The sequence below is a fragment of the Anaerococcus sp. NML200537 genome (genome assembly GCF_026131715.1).
Lineage (GTDB): Bacteria > Bacillota > Clostridia > Tissierellales > Peptoniphilaceae > Anaerococcus > Anaerococcus kampingae.
In genome coordinates this window covers 48,131-62,946 of record NZ_JAMXSL010000003.1, presented here as the reverse complement: position 1 = coordinate 62,946, position 14,816 = coordinate 48,131, and the positions used below count along the sequence as shown (strand labels likewise).

Sequence of the window (14,816 nt, the reverse complement as noted above, 5' to 3'; positions counted from 1 at the left end):
AAAATTTTTGTTTTTGTCAACAAATAAAAAATGTAGCAAAGACCTATCCATCGTGGATAAATAATGCTACATTTCATTCTTTACTTAATTTTTAGCTTAATACCAGCCATTTCTTTGCCAGAAAGCTTGGGCATTTTCCCATGAACCATATCTTTGGGCTACATAGTTATCTGCTGCAGCTTCTTGCTCTGCTGGGCTTGCTCCATAACGAACTAGGGATGGGTTTAGTTGGTATCTACCATAGTATCCACCTCTTGGATTGTAAGCTGTGTATGAACCACCTGATTCTCTTTGAGCTATCCATTCCTTAGCCCAGTTTGATGAACCTTGGTAAGATTCGTTTGAGTTTTGAGCTGGTGCTTGAGCTTGAGTATTTTGTGTAGGTGCTTGCTTTGTGCTTGCTTGAGCGTTATTATTAGCATTTGATGCTTGATTTGCGCTTGCATATGCTTGGTACCTATCTCTAAAGCTTTTTAGAAGGTTGTGATAGATATAGCCTTCCTTGCCATCTACCTTTACTTTTACAAAGCCATTTTCAGCTATGTCAATAGATTCAACCTTTGTACCTGCCTGGATAACTTCGATTACTTCAGAATCTAAGCTAGCTTGGCTTCTAAAATTTGTAGCACTTACAACTTCTGTTTCTTCTAGTAGGTGGAAGAGCTCGCTTGATACGAAAGCTTTTTTGCCATCAAATTCAATTTCAAACCAACCATTTTCTTCATTTTTAATTTCATAAACTTTTTGATCATCAATAAGACCGATGATATTATCACCTAGTTTTGCTTCGCTTCTAACATTTACACCATTTGCTGCATTCTTATTAAGTACAGCACTTGCTGCTTCTGCATTTCTTCCTGTTAGTCCAAATACAGACGGTATAACTAGGGCTGCCGCTAGGGCGTATTTAGTAAAAATTTTCATTTTATTCTCCTCTTTAGTCTTTCTATATAAAAGTAAATTATTTTCTTTTTTAACCTTGCTAGCATTTTGTAACAATAGTTACAATTTGATAACAAATCTTTTTTACAAGACCTAGTATAACTTTTAATTGTGTGAAAATTATGTAGATTTGTCTAAATATTACAAAATCATTACAAAAATTTCCCATCTTTGATTTTCCATCGTTTTCCTTTGAATTTGCTGAATTATAAATCATCAATTTCATAAATTACCATTATTTTTTGCCTAAATCCTCCTATATTTTCTACACAATTGCTTAATAATTAGTTTTTATTTTGTAACAATTTATAGGCAAGATTCACTTAGTCATTTACTAATTCCTATTTGATTTGCCCATATTCTTAATAAGAGTAAAATTTACATAGATATATAAATGAAAGAGAGAAAGTATGAAAACTGTCTACATCCTATGCGGCGGCCCTTCTAGTGAGCATGATATTGCCCTTAGAAGCGCTCTTAATATTGCCAAAAATTTAAATAAAGAAAAATACAATATAAATCTTATATATATAGATAAGGAAGGAAAATTCTCACCAACTTTTTTTGATTACGACGAGTCTGATGAATTTTCTTTAGTTAAGACAATTGATAAGTCAAGACAAGAATCTATCGCAGAATTCCTTATAGAAGTAAGCAAAAATGACCTAGCATCTACAATTATCCTTCCTGTAGTCCATGGAACCTATGGCGAAGATGGTACAATCCAAGGATTTTTGGATGCCACTGGTCTAAATTACATCGGTAACGGTCTTTTATCTTCTGCTATTTGCATGGATAAGGTTACAAGCAATGATATATTTGAAAAAAACGGCCTTAAACAAGCCAAATATAAATATGCCTATAAAGAGGATTTCACAGATAAATTTATAGATGAATGTATAGAAGAAATCGGACTTCCTCTAATAGTAAAGCCATCTGCCAATGGTTCTTCTGTTGGAGTTTCTAGAGTAGATAGCAAGGAAGATTTCAAGAAGGCAGGCCTTGAGGCATTAAAATATGACCGCAAGGTCCTTGTTGAAGAATTAATAGTTGGCCAAGAAATTGAATTTGCTGTCCTAGGTGATGGTTCAAAAATTGATGTGTCACTCCCAGCTGCCTACATCACTGACCACGTATTTTTAGACTACGATGCTAAATACTTTTCAAAATCAACCAGAGAAGAACTCCCTTACCAAATGGAAGAAGCTGAATATGACAGAGGTCGTGCCTTTGCCAAGGCCTGCTATAAGGCAGTAGGCTGCGAGGGCTTTGCCAGGGTTGATATCTTCTATACTAAAAATAAGGAATTTTTCATCAACGAAATCAACACCTTCCCAGGCTTCACCCCTTCTTCATTTTTCGGAAGAATGGCTGAAAACCTCTACCAAATATCTTTCAGCGAACTTTTAGATAAGCTTATCGAAGATGGTTTTAGGAGGGCTTTATGATTAAAAGAAGTCTTGGCCACATTGCAAAAATGATTGGTGGCTCTATTTCTGATGAGGATTTTTTAGATATTGAAATCTGTGGAGTTTCAACAGATTCTAGAACCATAGATCCAGGTGAGCTTTACATCCCCCTAGTTGGCGAAGTCTTTGATGGGAGAATCTTCATCAAAGAGTGCGAAGAAAAGGGAGCAGCCGCCTTTATTGTGGATAAGGATTATAAGGTAAATAAAAATGTCACTATCCCTTATATAAGGGTAGAAGATACAAAAAAAGCCCTCCAAGATTTGGCCAAGGCCTACAGGGATGAGCTTAAGTGTAAGGTTGTTGCCATAACAGGCTCAAATGGTAAGACCACAACAAAAGACCTTCTTACAACTATACTTAGCGAGAAATTTAAGACCCAAAAGACCAAGGGCAATCTCAACAACGAAATAGGTGTCCCAAAGACAGTCCTTTCCCTAGATGATGATTGTGAAATCGCTGTGATAGAGCTAGGTACAGATAATTTTGGAGATATTTCTCTAACAAGTACTATAGTAAGACCAGACATTTCAATGATAACAAACATAGGTGATAGCCACCTTCATAACCTAAAGACTAAGTCTGGTATTCTAAAGGCCAAGCTTGAAATTCTCGAGGGAATGAATGATCAAGGGACCTTCATCTATAATATAGATGACCCAACCATGAAAGAAGAAATCCCTACTTATGATATTAAAGAAAAAGTCCTATCCTTTGGAACAGATCCTAAGGCAGATTTTAATATCAAATTTGAAGAGTCACCTTCATCAAAATTAAGATTTTCAAATGGGAAAGACCATTACGAAATCCCGCTTATAGGCAAGCACAATGTCTACAATGCAGCAGCAGTAGTCATGATAGCTCAATTCTTTGGCCTAGATAAGGAAACAATTAATAAGGGCCTAATGAAAGCAAAATCAAGCCAAAATAGGTCTGAACTCTTGGAACTGGATGGATTTGATGTCCTAGATGATTCCTATAAATCAAACCCACAAGCCCTCCTTGCAGGCCTTGAAACTGTATATGAATTATTTGGCTACAAGCAGAAAATTATCTGCCTATCAGATATGCTAGAGCTAGGCGAAGATGAAGCAAAACTCCACTATCAAGTAGGAGAAAAAATTGATCCGAAAAAAATTGACTTTTGCCTATTCTACGGCCCTCTCTCCTACCACATGTATGAGGGTGCCATTCAAAATTTCAAGCCTAATAAATGCTTCTATTTTGAACACAAGGATGGCTTAGTAGAGAAGTTAAAATCCCTAATAAGCCCATGTACTCTTGTTTTTGTAAAGGGCAGCCACGGCATGCACATGGAAGAAGTAATAGACCAGGTAAGAAACTTAAATATATGAAAGAGGAAAAAATGATTTATACAGTAACCCTAAACCCATCTATAGACCTCTATGTAGAGGTAGATAAGCTACACCCAGGCTACAACAACAACATAAAAACAGAAAGAACCCTACCGGGTGGTAAGGCAATAAACGTATCAAGAATCCTATCACAAATTAGAATACCAACCACAGCCACAGGCTTCACTGGCGGCTACCAAGGCCTATTTATCAAAGACTGGCTAAGCAAGGAAGACATCCTAGCAGACTTTGTAGATATAAAAGAAAATAACAGAATCAATATCAAAATTTTTGAAGACTTAGAAGAAACAGTAATAAACTTCCAAGGTCCAACCATCTCATCAGAAGAAGTCGAAGAGCTTCTTTATTACCTATCCAGAGTAAGAGAAGGCGATACCATAATCTTTGGTGGATCAGTTCCACCAATGGAAAATGGCGAAGATAGCGACATCTACGATAGGATGGTAGAAATAGCTAAGGCCAACGGTGCCTACTTTGTAGCAGACGTACCAAGCCAATACCTTCTAAACATGGTAAAAAGGGGACCTCTCCTTGTAAAACCAAACGGAGAAGACATAGAGGCGATCTTTAATGTCAAAATCGAAGATAAGATGGACTACATCCCTTATGGTAAGGAACTAATCAAAATGGGAGCAAAATATGTAATAATCTCATATGGTTCAGAAGGATCAATGTTCTTTACAAACGACGGAGTATACGCAGCAGCACCAGTAGAAGATGATAGCGAAATCATAAACACAGTAGCCTGTAGAGATGCCATGATAGGCGGCTTTATAGGAACCATAGTAAGGGATAATGACCCAATAGAATCCTACATGGTAGCAGTAGCAGCAGCATCTGCTACAGCCAGAGTCCTAGACCTCCCAACAAGAGATCAAATAATAGACATCCTCCCACTAGTGGATATTGAAATAATAGAATAAGTGCTAACAATCGTACTTTGCAATAGTCTAGGCCAAATAAAAAAATCTAAGAGTCTAAAAAATTATGAAATCTTAGTAGAAGAAAAAAATATGCAGGATTTTTTCTACGACTATAAGGACAAATTTTCTTCATTAGATACCTATCGGATTTTAGATCCCTACGAAGATATAGAATTAAAAAGAAAAAACCTAGAGGAGATAGGAATCTTTGCTCAAAGCCTATATGATTTTGCAAAAAACCTAGACCTGAAAGAAGAAAATAAAATCATAGAAAAATATAATCTATCGCAAAGAAAAATAAAAACCTATGGTAAAAAACTTGCCGCTCTTGCAAGGCTTGCTATAGATAAAAATATGACCCTAGTAGGCCTTGGAGATTAGTCCAAGGCTTGCTAGGGTCTTTTGTGATTTAAAAATCTCTTTGCTTGTAAAATTTGATGGAAAGTTTGATCGAAATTGTAAGAAAAAAGACAACTAGGATACAAAGTCCAATTATAAGCATCCTTTGATTTTCTAATACAAAGTTAAGAATTGGACCAAAATCTTTTATAAAATATCCTAGAGCCATTCCTATTACAGCAATTATAAATATTGGTAAAAAACAAAAGATCCTTGCTTTAGCATAGCCGTATTTAAAATAAATCGGATATTGAACAGAAATAATAATTGCATACAAAGCAATGTTAATTCCAATAACCATTGACATATCAAGACCTATTGGCATATTTTTTATTAGAAAAACTACAGCATAGATTGAGAAACCAACCAGACTAGCCACTATAAAAGTCAAGCCAGCTAATATATACCTACCTATAACTACCTTTTTACTATTTATGGAAAAAATTTTATATAAGGCATCAATGCCAGAATTTTCCCCTAACAAAAATGGATTAGATGAATACATAACAGCAAAAAACAATGTCATTGGAACCAATCCTATAGGAGATTTATTAATAAAAGAATTATAAATAAATATACCTAATATTATGATTAAATTTTTTAAAGTATAATAGGGTTTCATTGAAATTATATCTAGTTTAATTTGTTTTTTAATATCCATTAGATCCTCCCATAATAAATCATTATTTGATCAATACTAGGCACTTCTGCCACTAAGGCCTCATCTTCTTTGTAATCTTCTCTTAGGATTAGGGCCTCAAAATTAACCTTAGTCTTCTTTTGTCCATAAATTTTAAGGTTTTTTATTTTTTCAAAATCATCAAGACCACCCTTTATAAGCAAAAATTTGTCATAGAGCTCATCCTTACTGCCTTCAAAGATGATTTTCCCTTGGTCTATAAAGATAATATAATCAGCAATCCTGTCAAGGTCTTGGGTGATGTGAGTAGAAAATAGGACTGTATGATCTTCATTTTCCATATAGTCCAAAATCATATCCACAAGTTCATCTCTCATTGCAGGGTCAAGGCCGCTTGTTGGCTCATCTAGGATAAGAATTTTCGCATCATGTGAAAGGGCGATGGCAAGCATTAGCTTGATTTTCATACCTCTTGATAGTTCTTCAACCTTTTTATCTCTATCAAGCTTAAATTTATCAAGATATTCATAATAAGATTTCGAATCCCAATTTTCATATCCCACATTCATAGCAGCATCTACAAGGTCTAAGGTCCAGTCCTTGCCCAGAAAGGAATCATCCATTACAAGGCCTACATCTTGAAGATAGGTCAAATCATTAATTTTCTCACCATCTATGAATATTTCCCCCTCATAGTTTATAAGGGACAAAAGGGCCTTGATGGTAGTTGTCTTTCCCATGCCATTTTTGCCGATAAAGCCAGTTACAAAGCCTTTTTTGATAGTAAAATCATTTGGTCCGAGTTTAAATGTTTCATAAGATTTGGCAAGATTTTTTGCCAGGATTTTTTCAGTCATTAAAATCTCCTTCATATAAATATGCTAAAAGTTCAAATAAATCATTCTTTTCCATTTCAATATCTTTTGAAATCCTAATAGCAGAAAGTAAAGACTCCTCGAGTTTTTTCTGCTTTTCCTCAAGCCTTAAATTTGGGTCTTCCTTGCCAACAAAGGTCCCAAGTCCTTGGCGACTTTCTATAAATCCTTCATCTTCAAGCTCATCGTAGGCCTTTTTGACAGTCAAAATAGAAATAGAAAGCTCACGGGCAAGGGCCCTTACAGAAGGAAGTTTTTCTCCTGCTTTCACATTCTCCTTTAAAATCTCATCCCTAATGGCATTTTTAATCTGTTCATAAATAGGAACTGGCGATCCATTTTTAATAATTATTTTCAATTTCTTCCCCTCTCATCTATAACAGTATATAACAGTTTATAACACTTGTCAATTCTATTTGATATATTAAAAAATTCTAAAAGAAAAAACCGCTATTTCTAGCGGTCTTTCTTTTACGTCTTAAAAATCAATATTCCTATTCGTAGCAATTTTCAAGCTCTGTTAAATATTTAAGGGCCTGATCTCTTAAATTTTCTGCAAGTGCTAGTTGTTTTTCTAGCTTGCTTTTTACTGGTCTTACTGTTTTTGGAGCATTTTCCAATAAATATTTTGCAGATTTTGATATTACTAGATTCCTGTGGTAGGCTTTCTTTAGCTCGTAATATTGTTTTCTAACTTTTGCATTCATCTTGCAAGGCTTATCTTTTTTATTTAGTTTATTGTTTAGATAAGCAAAATTGAAGAAATAATCATCATTTTTACCTGGTTTCTTATTATCTTCTGGTTTTTTGGTTTCCTCTGGATCTTTTGTCTCCCCTAATTTCTCTAGCATTAAGGTTGACATTGGATCTACTGCTATTTTGCCATCTTTTACTTCTATAGTTTCAAGTCCCTTATGGTTTGCCTTATCAGCTTTGATTAGGACCTTGTATTTGCCATTTGGAAGATTGAATTCTTTTGCAGAATCTTCCCTATTATGTCCGATATATAGGTCCTTGTCTCCTTGGCTTAGACTGTAAGCTATTAGTCCGTCACTTGCTACTATCTTATTAACTCTAGCATCGACTTGGTCAAAGCTTGTTGAGTGGAAAAGTGGTTCGTTTTTCCTAATTGCTATTACTTCTTTGATGTATTCGATGTTGTCTTTGTACTCTTCTGCCCTCTTCCAATCTAGCTCATTGACTTCTGCAGGAGCATTGTAGGAGTTTTCATTTCCTCCCTTTGTTCTTGCAAATTCTTGTCCTGCATGGATAAATGGTCTTCCTTGTGAAAGAAGAGGAATTACTGTTGCTAGTCTTTGTCTCTTTAGAGTTGTCGCATCATCTTCGTTTGGATGAAGTTCTTTTATCTTATCAAAGACTGTCTTATTATCGTGTGCTTCTGTGTATTGGATGAGCTGTTGAGGATTGTCGTAATTTTTACCATTTATTTGTTTTACAGTCTTTATTGATGAGAATAGCTTTTCTTCTACACCTTTTTCACCATTTACAAAGCCTTTTGCATTACCATCAAAAGCTGATCCCTTGACTCCATCTCTTAGGTCGTCGTTGAAGGTTCCTACATGAGGCATCTTTACTGAGTTTACTTGAGTTGCCCTTTGATCTTTTGGAAGATTTCCCATATCCCATCCTTCTCCTAGGATTACTATGTCTGGGTTTATTTCCTTTAGCTCTTTTACTAGGGTATTCATTGTGTGATAGTCAAGTATTCCCATTAGGTCAAATCTAAAGCCATCTAGCTTATAGGTTTTGGCCCAATATTTTACAGAATCTACGATGAATTTACTCATCATCTTTCTTTCAGATGCTGTTTCGTTGCCTACTCCTGTACCGTTGTGTGGGTTGCCATTTTCATCAAATCTGAAATAGTAACCTGGTACTATCTTGTTAAAGCTGTGTTCTCCTAGAGAAAATACATGGTTGTAGACTACATCCATGATTACGCCCATATCTTTTTTATGAACGGCATCAACCGCCTTTTGGAGTTCTTCTATCCTTGCGTATGGATTGTTTGGATCTGTTGAATAAGCTCCTTCTGGAGTATCGTAGTTTACTGGATCGTAGCCCCAGTTGTATTTATCCATCGGATTTTTCTCATTTACAGAATTTTTACTATAGTCATAGATTGGTAGAAGCTGGATATGGCTTACTCCCAAATCTGCTATATAGTCTAGTCCTGTCTTAAATCCATTTGGTGTCTTTGTTCCTTCTTCAGTAAGCCCTAAGAATTTACCCCTGTTTTTGATTCCTGAGTATTCTTGGTTTGATAGGTCTCTTACGTGAAGTTCGTATATTATTGGGTTTTTAACATATTTATTTGCTGGTCTTTCAACCATTGATACTTGTGGATTTACTACTACAGCTTTTTCACCGTTGATGGTTGTTGATTTTGCATATGGATCTACTACCCTATTTACAGAACCATCTTTGAAGTGGATATCATACATGTAGACTGTCTTATCTTGATCACCTGCAAGTGTATATGAATATACTCCCCTATCTTCTTTTTTCATCTGGTCTTTTACTTCGCCATCAGCTCCAAAGATTACTAGGTCTACGCCGCTTGCTGTTGGAGCCCAAAGCTTAAATGTTGTTGCTTCTTTTGAATATATTGAACCAAGCTCTCCATCATAAGCATAGGCTTCGTCAAATTTCTTATCTGCCACTATATTAGCAAGGACTGCCTTTGCGTTTAATTTAATATTTTTTGCAGAGTCTAGATAGAAAATAAATTCGTAGTCCTTGTCAAGTTCTAGGTCTTTTTTGAATTTAATATTTAGCTTATTGCTTATATTATTAGAATCTTTTGAGCCTATTGCTTCTATATCTTCCTTAACAAGGTCAGAATTTGTTATAAAACCATAACCATGGTCAAGCATTTCCTTGATATTTACAGCCTTATTTAGGTTTACATTTATTTCTCTATAGCTATCTACACTTGCCTTTTCTACCCTGATATCTTCATCTACTAGGGTCTTGTCATAAAATACTCTTGGAGCATCTTGTAATACATAGACTTCGGCCTTGCCAGTATCATCAAATCTCTTGATTTCTTTGACATCTCCATCTTGGTAGATGACTTTGCCTTCACTATCAATCTTAACTAGGGTGAAGAGGACTTTATTTATCTCTGATCCTTGGCTTGTAATATTTCCTGTGTAATATTTACCATCTTTTGTTAGCTTTTGGATTTTTGAATTTGCTTCATCTTTGTTATTCCAATATTTGATTGCCCATATATCATCAGTTGACATATCATATCTTCTGTAAGATACATTTGCCTCTAACTTATCATAAGATTTTGCTTCGCCATAAGGATTGTCATAATATATTGTTGGGTCCTTAGATTTTAGCCAAATTTCTGTTCCTTGACTTATATCTATAAACCTATCTTCACCGATATCTTTGTTCCAATCCTTATCTTTCACTAAAAATCCTAGGGAATTTTTATCGGTTTTTATGTCAATTTCTGCATATTTTCCGTTTTCATCTTCGCCTGTAAATGGATAATCCTTGCCTTCGCCATCTTTTGGCCATAGCCATAGGCTCCAGCCACCATCCTTTTTATCGAAGTGGACTGTTACGCTTACTGTTCTTTCAGCTTGTTTTTTATCGTCTTTTTCTTCTTTTGGCTTTTCTTCTTTTTTATCTTCTACTTGGTGTTTAATAAAGGACTCACCATAAGAATCTGTGATAGGAAGGACTCTACTTCCATCCTCCTTATCTGATGGTTCTCTTTTTGACCAATCGGATTTTCTTACGATATAGGTAACTTCTTTTAGGGCTTTATCGAGTGTGATTTCAGCATAATTGCCCTTATCATCCTTCTTATCAAAAGGATGGGCTGCTCCATCTACTCCATCTCCCCAAAGCCATACATCCCAACCACTAGGGTCTTCTCTATCGTAATAGATCTTGACAGTGGTGGAAGCCTGACTTTCGCTTGCTTGGGTATAAGTTGTTGAATAAGGTCCCAAGCCTAGTAATAATACCAAACTAATTATAAAAGTTTTCATAAACTTCCTAAGTTTATTTGTCATAATACCTCCTTTTTGAAAACGTTTATAAAATTATTATAAGACATAATTTTTGATTGTCAAAAAACAATTTAATATAATTTGATAAAGTCTATTGAAACTTGTATATCAAGCCTTTCTTGAATTTTAAAGTTGGAAAATGTTTTTTAACGAAAGAAAAACCGCTATTTCTAGCGGTTGTCCTTACTTATCTTCTTTTATTAATTTTCTAAGTGCTTCAATTCCAAGCCTTATGGCTAGGCCTGTGTCGTGGACTACTGGATTATCCAGCCCCTTTTTTTCTCTTTCTTGGTTAGCCACTACCAAGAAGCATGATCCTACTCTTACTTTTAAGAAACTTCCTACTGTAAATAGGGCTGCTGATTCCATTTCGCTTGCCAGGGTTCCAAGTCTTTTCCAGGCTTCCCACTTGTTAGTTAGGTCGTATGATACCGGCATGAGGTCTGCTTCGTGTTGGCCGTAGAAGGAATCCTTGCATTGGACTACTCCCACATGACTTTTTAGACCCATTTCATTGGCACTTTCCTTAAGAGCTGATGTTATTTCAAAGTCTGCCACTGCAGGAAATTCTATTGGGGCATATTCCTTGCTGGTGCCTTCTGCCCTTATTGCTGCTTGGCCAATGACTATGTCTCCACTTTTGACATCTAAGTCTATGCCACCGCAGGTGCCTACTCTAATAAAGGTATGAGCTCCGATTTTGCTTAACTCTTCTAGGGCTATGGCTGCTGATGGGCCGCCAATACCTGTGGATGTGACTGAAACCTTGACCCCATCTAGGTAGCCTGTGTAGGTGATATATTCACGATTATCTCCTACTTTGACTGGTTTATCGAAATATTGGGCAATTTTTTCGCTTCTTTTAGGATCTCCTGGCAAAATCACGTATTCTCCTACATCGCCCTCTTTTAGTCCTATGTGGTATTGTCTGCCATCTTCTGTATATTTCATATGACCTCCTTGATTAATTCTGCAATCGATTCTACCCTATACTTGCAAACCTCATTTACAAATGGATTTGTCACATAAGTTAGGGTGTATGACCTTTTGGTCGCTTTTAAAAATACTATATCATTGTAATCATCGCCTATGGCATAGATTTCATCCCTATATTTATAAAAGTCCTTTATTATATCTATACCCCTTTGCTTGTCAATTCCTTTATTTACTACATCCACCACTCCTATTGAATAGTGAAAATCAAATATTTTTGAAAGATAATTTTCAACTTGGTCTTCTGTATAAATTGCTAGGGCCATGATGTCCTTATCTACATCGTCTAAATTATAAAGCTTCCTATCTTCGGTAAAGATTGTAATTTCATAATCTTTGGCATATTGATTTATAAATTTTTGGGCATTTTCCCTTTGGATTACAGATTTAAAAATCTCTTTGTAGGTGTCATTTTCTCTCACTAGGATATGGCCGCCGTTGTTGGCTATTATATAATCTGGGGCAATTTTTCCTTCTATGAGAGGGGCAAGATTGTGGTAGGACCTGCCTGTTACAAGACCAAAAAGATTTCCAACATTTTGGAAATCTCTTATGGCTTTTATATCATTTTTATTTATGGACTCGTCAATTAAGATTGTCCCATCAAAGTCAGATGCTATTAACTTCATCATCTTCTATCTCTATATATTCTATATTGTTTTTTAATAAAAGCTCGATTGCATAGTCATCCACGCGATAGGCATTTCTATAATAAATTTTCTTTATACCTGCTTGGATTAGGGACTTGGTGCAATTTAGGCAAGGAAAATGGGTTACATAGCAGATGCAGTTATTTACACTTATGCCTTCCTTGGCACAATACAAAAGAGCATTCATCTCAGCGTGGATTGTAGCTATGCAGTGACCATCTCTCATGGTGTGGCCTATTTCATCGCAGTGGCTATTTCCCTTAATTGATCCATTATAGCCTGTTGATACTATCCTATTTTCACCATTGACTATGACACAACCCACATAGGCCCTGTCGCAAGTTCCTCGCATGGCTACAGTTTCAGCCAGCCTCATAAAATATTCATTCCATGTTAGTCTATCTTTTGCCATTATTCACTCCTAAAATTTAAGTCTTATCTTAAATAGGATATCAAATAACTTGTAAGATATCAAGAGGGAAAGGCCGTAGGCTATAATATTTATGAAAATATTTGTACCATCATTACTTATTATTCCTGTTGTTACCATAAAAAGTACTGATGTAAGACTTAAGATGCCAGAGCACTTGCAAATATTTGAAATCACCTCATTTTTGGCCATGTAGCCTGATCTTTCTGCTGATGACTTTCCTATTAAAAAGTAAGAGGCGATTGCTATTATTAAGGCTACAGCAAGTCCTGCCCACACGGATGATGTCTTTTCAAAGTTAACATTGGTTAAGGATAGAAAGACAAGACCTGCTGGACTTAGAGTCTTTTTAAAGGCATAAAAGCTATCATTTGCCCTACTTACAAGGTCTTCACCAAATATTGCCATAAAGGAGAATACTATAAACTTAAACCATTCTATAAAGCCTATAGCAATTACTGAAAGACCCATATGACCTAAGAAATTGCCTGCAAGGAGTCCTAGGGAAACGCCAACTAAGCTCGTAGATATAAGAGATAGGATTGATTTTAAAATGAAAGTTCCTAATCCTTCAAAGCTTGCAATTTCAGAAAAAACTGATCTTTTTACAAGGCCGTAAACTATGGCTGAATTTATGGCAAATAAGCCAAGGCCAAAGACTAGGCAAATGCCTATCTTCATGATAAATTCCTTTTTCTTTGACCAAGGAAGCATCCTTGTGAAGTCGTAATAATTGAGGGATTCTTCGATTGATGTCAGTGCCATAGCTAGGATGAAAATAAAAGCTATAGTAAGGCTCATAGTAGATGTTAGATTATCTACAGCCTGAAATTTATTATCTTTATATGCTTCCACGATGTTTATGAAATCATCGTAGGCATAATACTTATCAAGGATTCCATTTTTGTCCATCTTTTCATATTCATCTTCACTTAACTTCCTATCCATGTCTCTAGAAAGCTTGTATTTTTCAGCAAATTCTTCAGCAAGTTTTTTGCTATCTTCTAGATATTTTTCATCGATTTTTCCATCGTCCCGATGTTCATTTTCCTTTCCCATGTATCTTTCAATTTGCATAAGGCTAGAATGGAGTCGTCTTTTATTCCAATCTATATTTTGTTTTACTCCAAGGACATTTGAAAGAGTTAGGAAAAATCCTAAGAGGATAAGCCAAATAGCATATCTTTTCCAGGATATTTTTAATAGTTTCTTAAAATCTCTCATATTTTCCCTCCTGCTTCCATGTAGAAGTAATCTTCTATATTTAGACCTAGAATGTCGTATTGGACAATCTGATCATCTGATAAATATTCGCTTAAGAGCTTATCATCAGCCTTGATCAAAATTACCTTGACCCTGCCAAGGGATGAGATTATCACGGCATTGTCTGCCAAGGTCTGTGGGAGTTTATCCTTGACTACTACTTGAACCTTTCTGATGTTTTTAGTGTCTTGGCTCGTGTTTTTAAGCTTACCATCCTTTGATAGGTAGAGGATTTCTTCACATATTCCAGCCAAATAATCTAGCTCATGGCTTGAGGCAAGGACGGTCCTACCAGCTTCCTTGGCATCTAATAAATAGGAAAGGATTAGCTTTTTATTTAGGACATCCATCCCATCAAGGACCTCATCGACAAGGATTATATCAGCCCCACTTGCCAAAATTGTAATTAGCCCAAGGAGATTTTTCTGACCCTTGGAGAAATTTCTAATAGTTTGGTTAGGATCAATTTCATTTTTATTAAGCTGGCAAAAGAAATAGTCGCTATCAAATTTTTCATAAATTATCTTATAAAAATCTGGCACATCCTTTGCCTTATAAAAAGAAAAGTAGTCAAACCTATCTGGCAAAAATCCTATGTGAGAAATTAGTTTTGGATCATCTGCAAGTTCTTTCCCATCTAGGCTGAATTTCCCAGAGTCTGCCCTATAAATCCCGCAGAGGATTTTAAGAAGGGTGGTCTTGCCTGACCCATTTCTGCCTACTATGCCTGTGATAGTACCTGGCTTTAGGTCAAAGCTTACATCTTCTAAGACCTTGTTTTGCCAAAGGTCTTTGTGATAT

At 35.7% G+C, this 14,816-nt stretch carries 14 protein-coding genes; 4 read left to right on the top strand and 10 right to left on the bottom strand.

Annotated features, from left to right (window positions below):
• Positions 1–96 precede the first annotated feature (96 nt).
• Positions 97–924 carry an SH3 domain-containing protein gene (locus NH288_RS01495; protein WP_265212534.1) on the bottom strand — a complete coding sequence of 276 codons (828 nt, stop codon included), beginning with the start codon at positions 922–924 and terminating at the stop codon, positions 97–99.
• Positions 925–1,352: 428 nt separating this feature from the next.
• On the opposite strand from NH288_RS01495, the gene NH288_RS01490 reads away from it, so the two are divergent.
• The 4 genes from NH288_RS01490 to NH288_RS01475 are packed head-to-tail and all read left to right on the top strand — an operon-like array spanning position 1,353 to position 5,091.
• Complete coding sequence (locus NH288_RS01490; RefSeq protein WP_265212532.1) at positions 1,353–2,390, top strand: D-alanine--D-alanine ligase family protein; 1,038 nt, start codon at positions 1,353–1,355, stop codon at positions 2,388–2,390.
• Complete coding sequence (locus NH288_RS01485) at positions 2,387–3,766, top strand: UDP-N-acetylmuramoyl-tripeptide--D-alanyl-D-alanine ligase (RefSeq protein ID WP_265212530.1); 1,380 nt, start codon at positions 2,387–2,389, stop codon at positions 3,764–3,766. Before NH288_RS01490 ends, NH288_RS01485 begins: the two co-directional genes overlap by 4 nt.
• An 11-nt stretch (positions 3,767–3,777) precedes the next feature.
• On the top strand, positions 3,778–4,710 hold the full coding sequence (locus NH288_RS01480; protein WP_106461827.1) for a 1-phosphofructokinase family hexose kinase: 933 nt from the start codon (positions 3,778–3,780) through the stop codon (positions 4,708–4,710).
• Positions 4,711–5,091, top strand: coding sequence for a hypothetical protein (locus NH288_RS01475; RefSeq protein WP_265212527.1), 381 nt, complete (start codon positions 4,711–4,713; stop codon positions 5,089–5,091). It begins immediately after the preceding gene.
• A 28-nt stretch (positions 5,092–5,119) separates the two neighbouring features.
• Here NH288_RS01475 and NH288_RS01470 read toward each other — a convergent pair whose 3' ends face one another.
• The 9 genes from NH288_RS01470 to NH288_RS01430 form a co-directional block, all read right to left on the bottom strand.
• Positions 5,120–5,770 carry an ABC-2 transporter permease gene (locus tag NH288_RS01470; protein ID WP_265212525.1) on the bottom strand — a complete coding sequence of 217 codons (651 nt, stop codon included), beginning with the start codon at positions 5,768–5,770 and terminating at the stop codon, positions 5,120–5,122.
• Entirely contained in the window at positions 5,770–6,606 is an 837-nt protein-coding gene (locus NH288_RS01465) for an ABC transporter ATP-binding protein (protein ID WP_265212523.1), read from the bottom strand. Before NH288_RS01465 ends, NH288_RS01470 begins: the two co-directional genes overlap by 1 nt.
• Positions 6,599–6,982, bottom strand: coding sequence for a GntR family transcriptional regulator (locus NH288_RS01460; protein WP_265212521.1), 384 nt, complete (start codon positions 6,980–6,982; stop codon positions 6,599–6,601). Before NH288_RS01460 ends, NH288_RS01465 begins: the two co-directional genes overlap by 8 nt.
• A 136-nt stretch (positions 6,983–7,118) precedes the next feature.
• Complete coding sequence (gene pulA, locus NH288_RS01455) at positions 7,119–10,682, bottom strand: type I pullulanase (protein ID WP_265212520.1); 3,564 nt, start codon at positions 10,680–10,682, stop codon at positions 7,119–7,121.
• Between the two features lie 180 nt (positions 10,683–10,862).
• A complete protein-coding gene (udp, locus tag NH288_RS01450) occupies positions 10,863–11,630 on the bottom strand; it encodes a uridine phosphorylase (RefSeq protein ID WP_265212518.1) in 768 nt (255 codons plus the stop codon).
• The gene (locus NH288_RS01445; RefSeq protein WP_265212516.1) at positions 11,627–12,304 is read right to left on the bottom strand and encodes an HAD family hydrolase; all 678 of its coding nucleotides are present in this window, start codon (positions 12,302–12,304) and stop codon (positions 11,627–11,629) included. The genes udp and NH288_RS01445 overlap by 4 nt, the downstream gene beginning before the upstream one ends.
• Positions 12,282–12,734 (bottom strand): deoxycytidylate deaminase, encoded by a 453-nt coding sequence (locus tag NH288_RS01440; RefSeq protein ID WP_265212514.1) that lies wholly within the window; start codon positions 12,732–12,734, stop codon positions 12,282–12,284. Before NH288_RS01440 ends, NH288_RS01445 begins: the two co-directional genes overlap by 23 nt.
• Positions 12,735–12,743: 9 nt before the next feature.
• The gene (locus tag NH288_RS01435; protein WP_265212512.1) at positions 12,744–13,976 is read right to left on the bottom strand and encodes a hypothetical protein; all 1,233 of its coding nucleotides are present in this window, start codon (positions 13,974–13,976) and stop codon (positions 12,744–12,746) included.
• Positions 13,973–14,740, bottom strand: coding sequence for an ATP-binding cassette domain-containing protein (locus NH288_RS01430; protein WP_265212582.1), 768 nt, complete (start codon positions 14,738–14,740; stop codon positions 13,973–13,975). The genes NH288_RS01435 and NH288_RS01430 overlap by 4 nt, the downstream gene beginning before the upstream one ends.
• Positions 14,741–14,816 lie beyond the last annotated feature (76 nt).

Bases quoted from the DNA above. Each gene is read 5' to 3' on its own strand.
- NH288_RS01495 (WP_265212534.1), bottom strand. From the start codon at position 924: ATGAAAATTTTTACTAAATACGCCCTAGCGGCAGCCCTAGTTATACCG.
- NH288_RS01490 (WP_265212532.1), top strand. From the start codon at position 1,353: ATGAAAACTGTCTACATCCTATGCGGCGGCCCTTCTAGTGAGCATGAT.
- NH288_RS01485 (WP_265212530.1), top strand. From the start codon at position 2,387: ATGATTAAAAGAAGTCTTGGCCACATTGCAAAAATGATTGGTGGCTCT.
- NH288_RS01480 (WP_106461827.1), top strand. From the start codon at position 3,778: ATGATTTATACAGTAACCCTAAACCCATCTATAGACCTCTATGTAGAG.
- NH288_RS01470 (WP_265212525.1), bottom strand. From the start codon at position 5,770: ATGGATATTAAAAAACAAATTAAACTAGATATAATTTCAATGAAACCC.
- NH288_RS01465 (WP_265212523.1), bottom strand. From the start codon at position 6,606: ATGACTGAAAAAATCCTGGCAAAAAATCTTGCCAAATCTTATGAAACA.
- pulA (WP_265212520.1), bottom strand. From the start codon at position 10,682: ATGACAAATAAACTTAGGAAGTTTATGAAAACTTTTATAATTAGTTTG.
- udp (WP_265212518.1), bottom strand. From the start codon at position 11,630: ATGAAATATACAGAAGATGGCAGACAATACCACATAGGACTAAAAGAG.
- NH288_RS01445 (WP_265212516.1), bottom strand. From the start codon at position 12,304: ATGATGAAGTTAATAGCATCTGACTTTGATGGGACAATCTTAATTGAC.
- NH288_RS01440 (WP_265212514.1), bottom strand. From the start codon at position 12,734: ATGGCAAAAGATAGACTAACATGGAATGAATATTTTATGAGGCTGGCT.
- NH288_RS01435 (WP_265212512.1), bottom strand. From the start codon at position 13,976: ATGAGAGATTTTAAGAAACTATTAAAAATATCCTGGAAAAGATATGCT.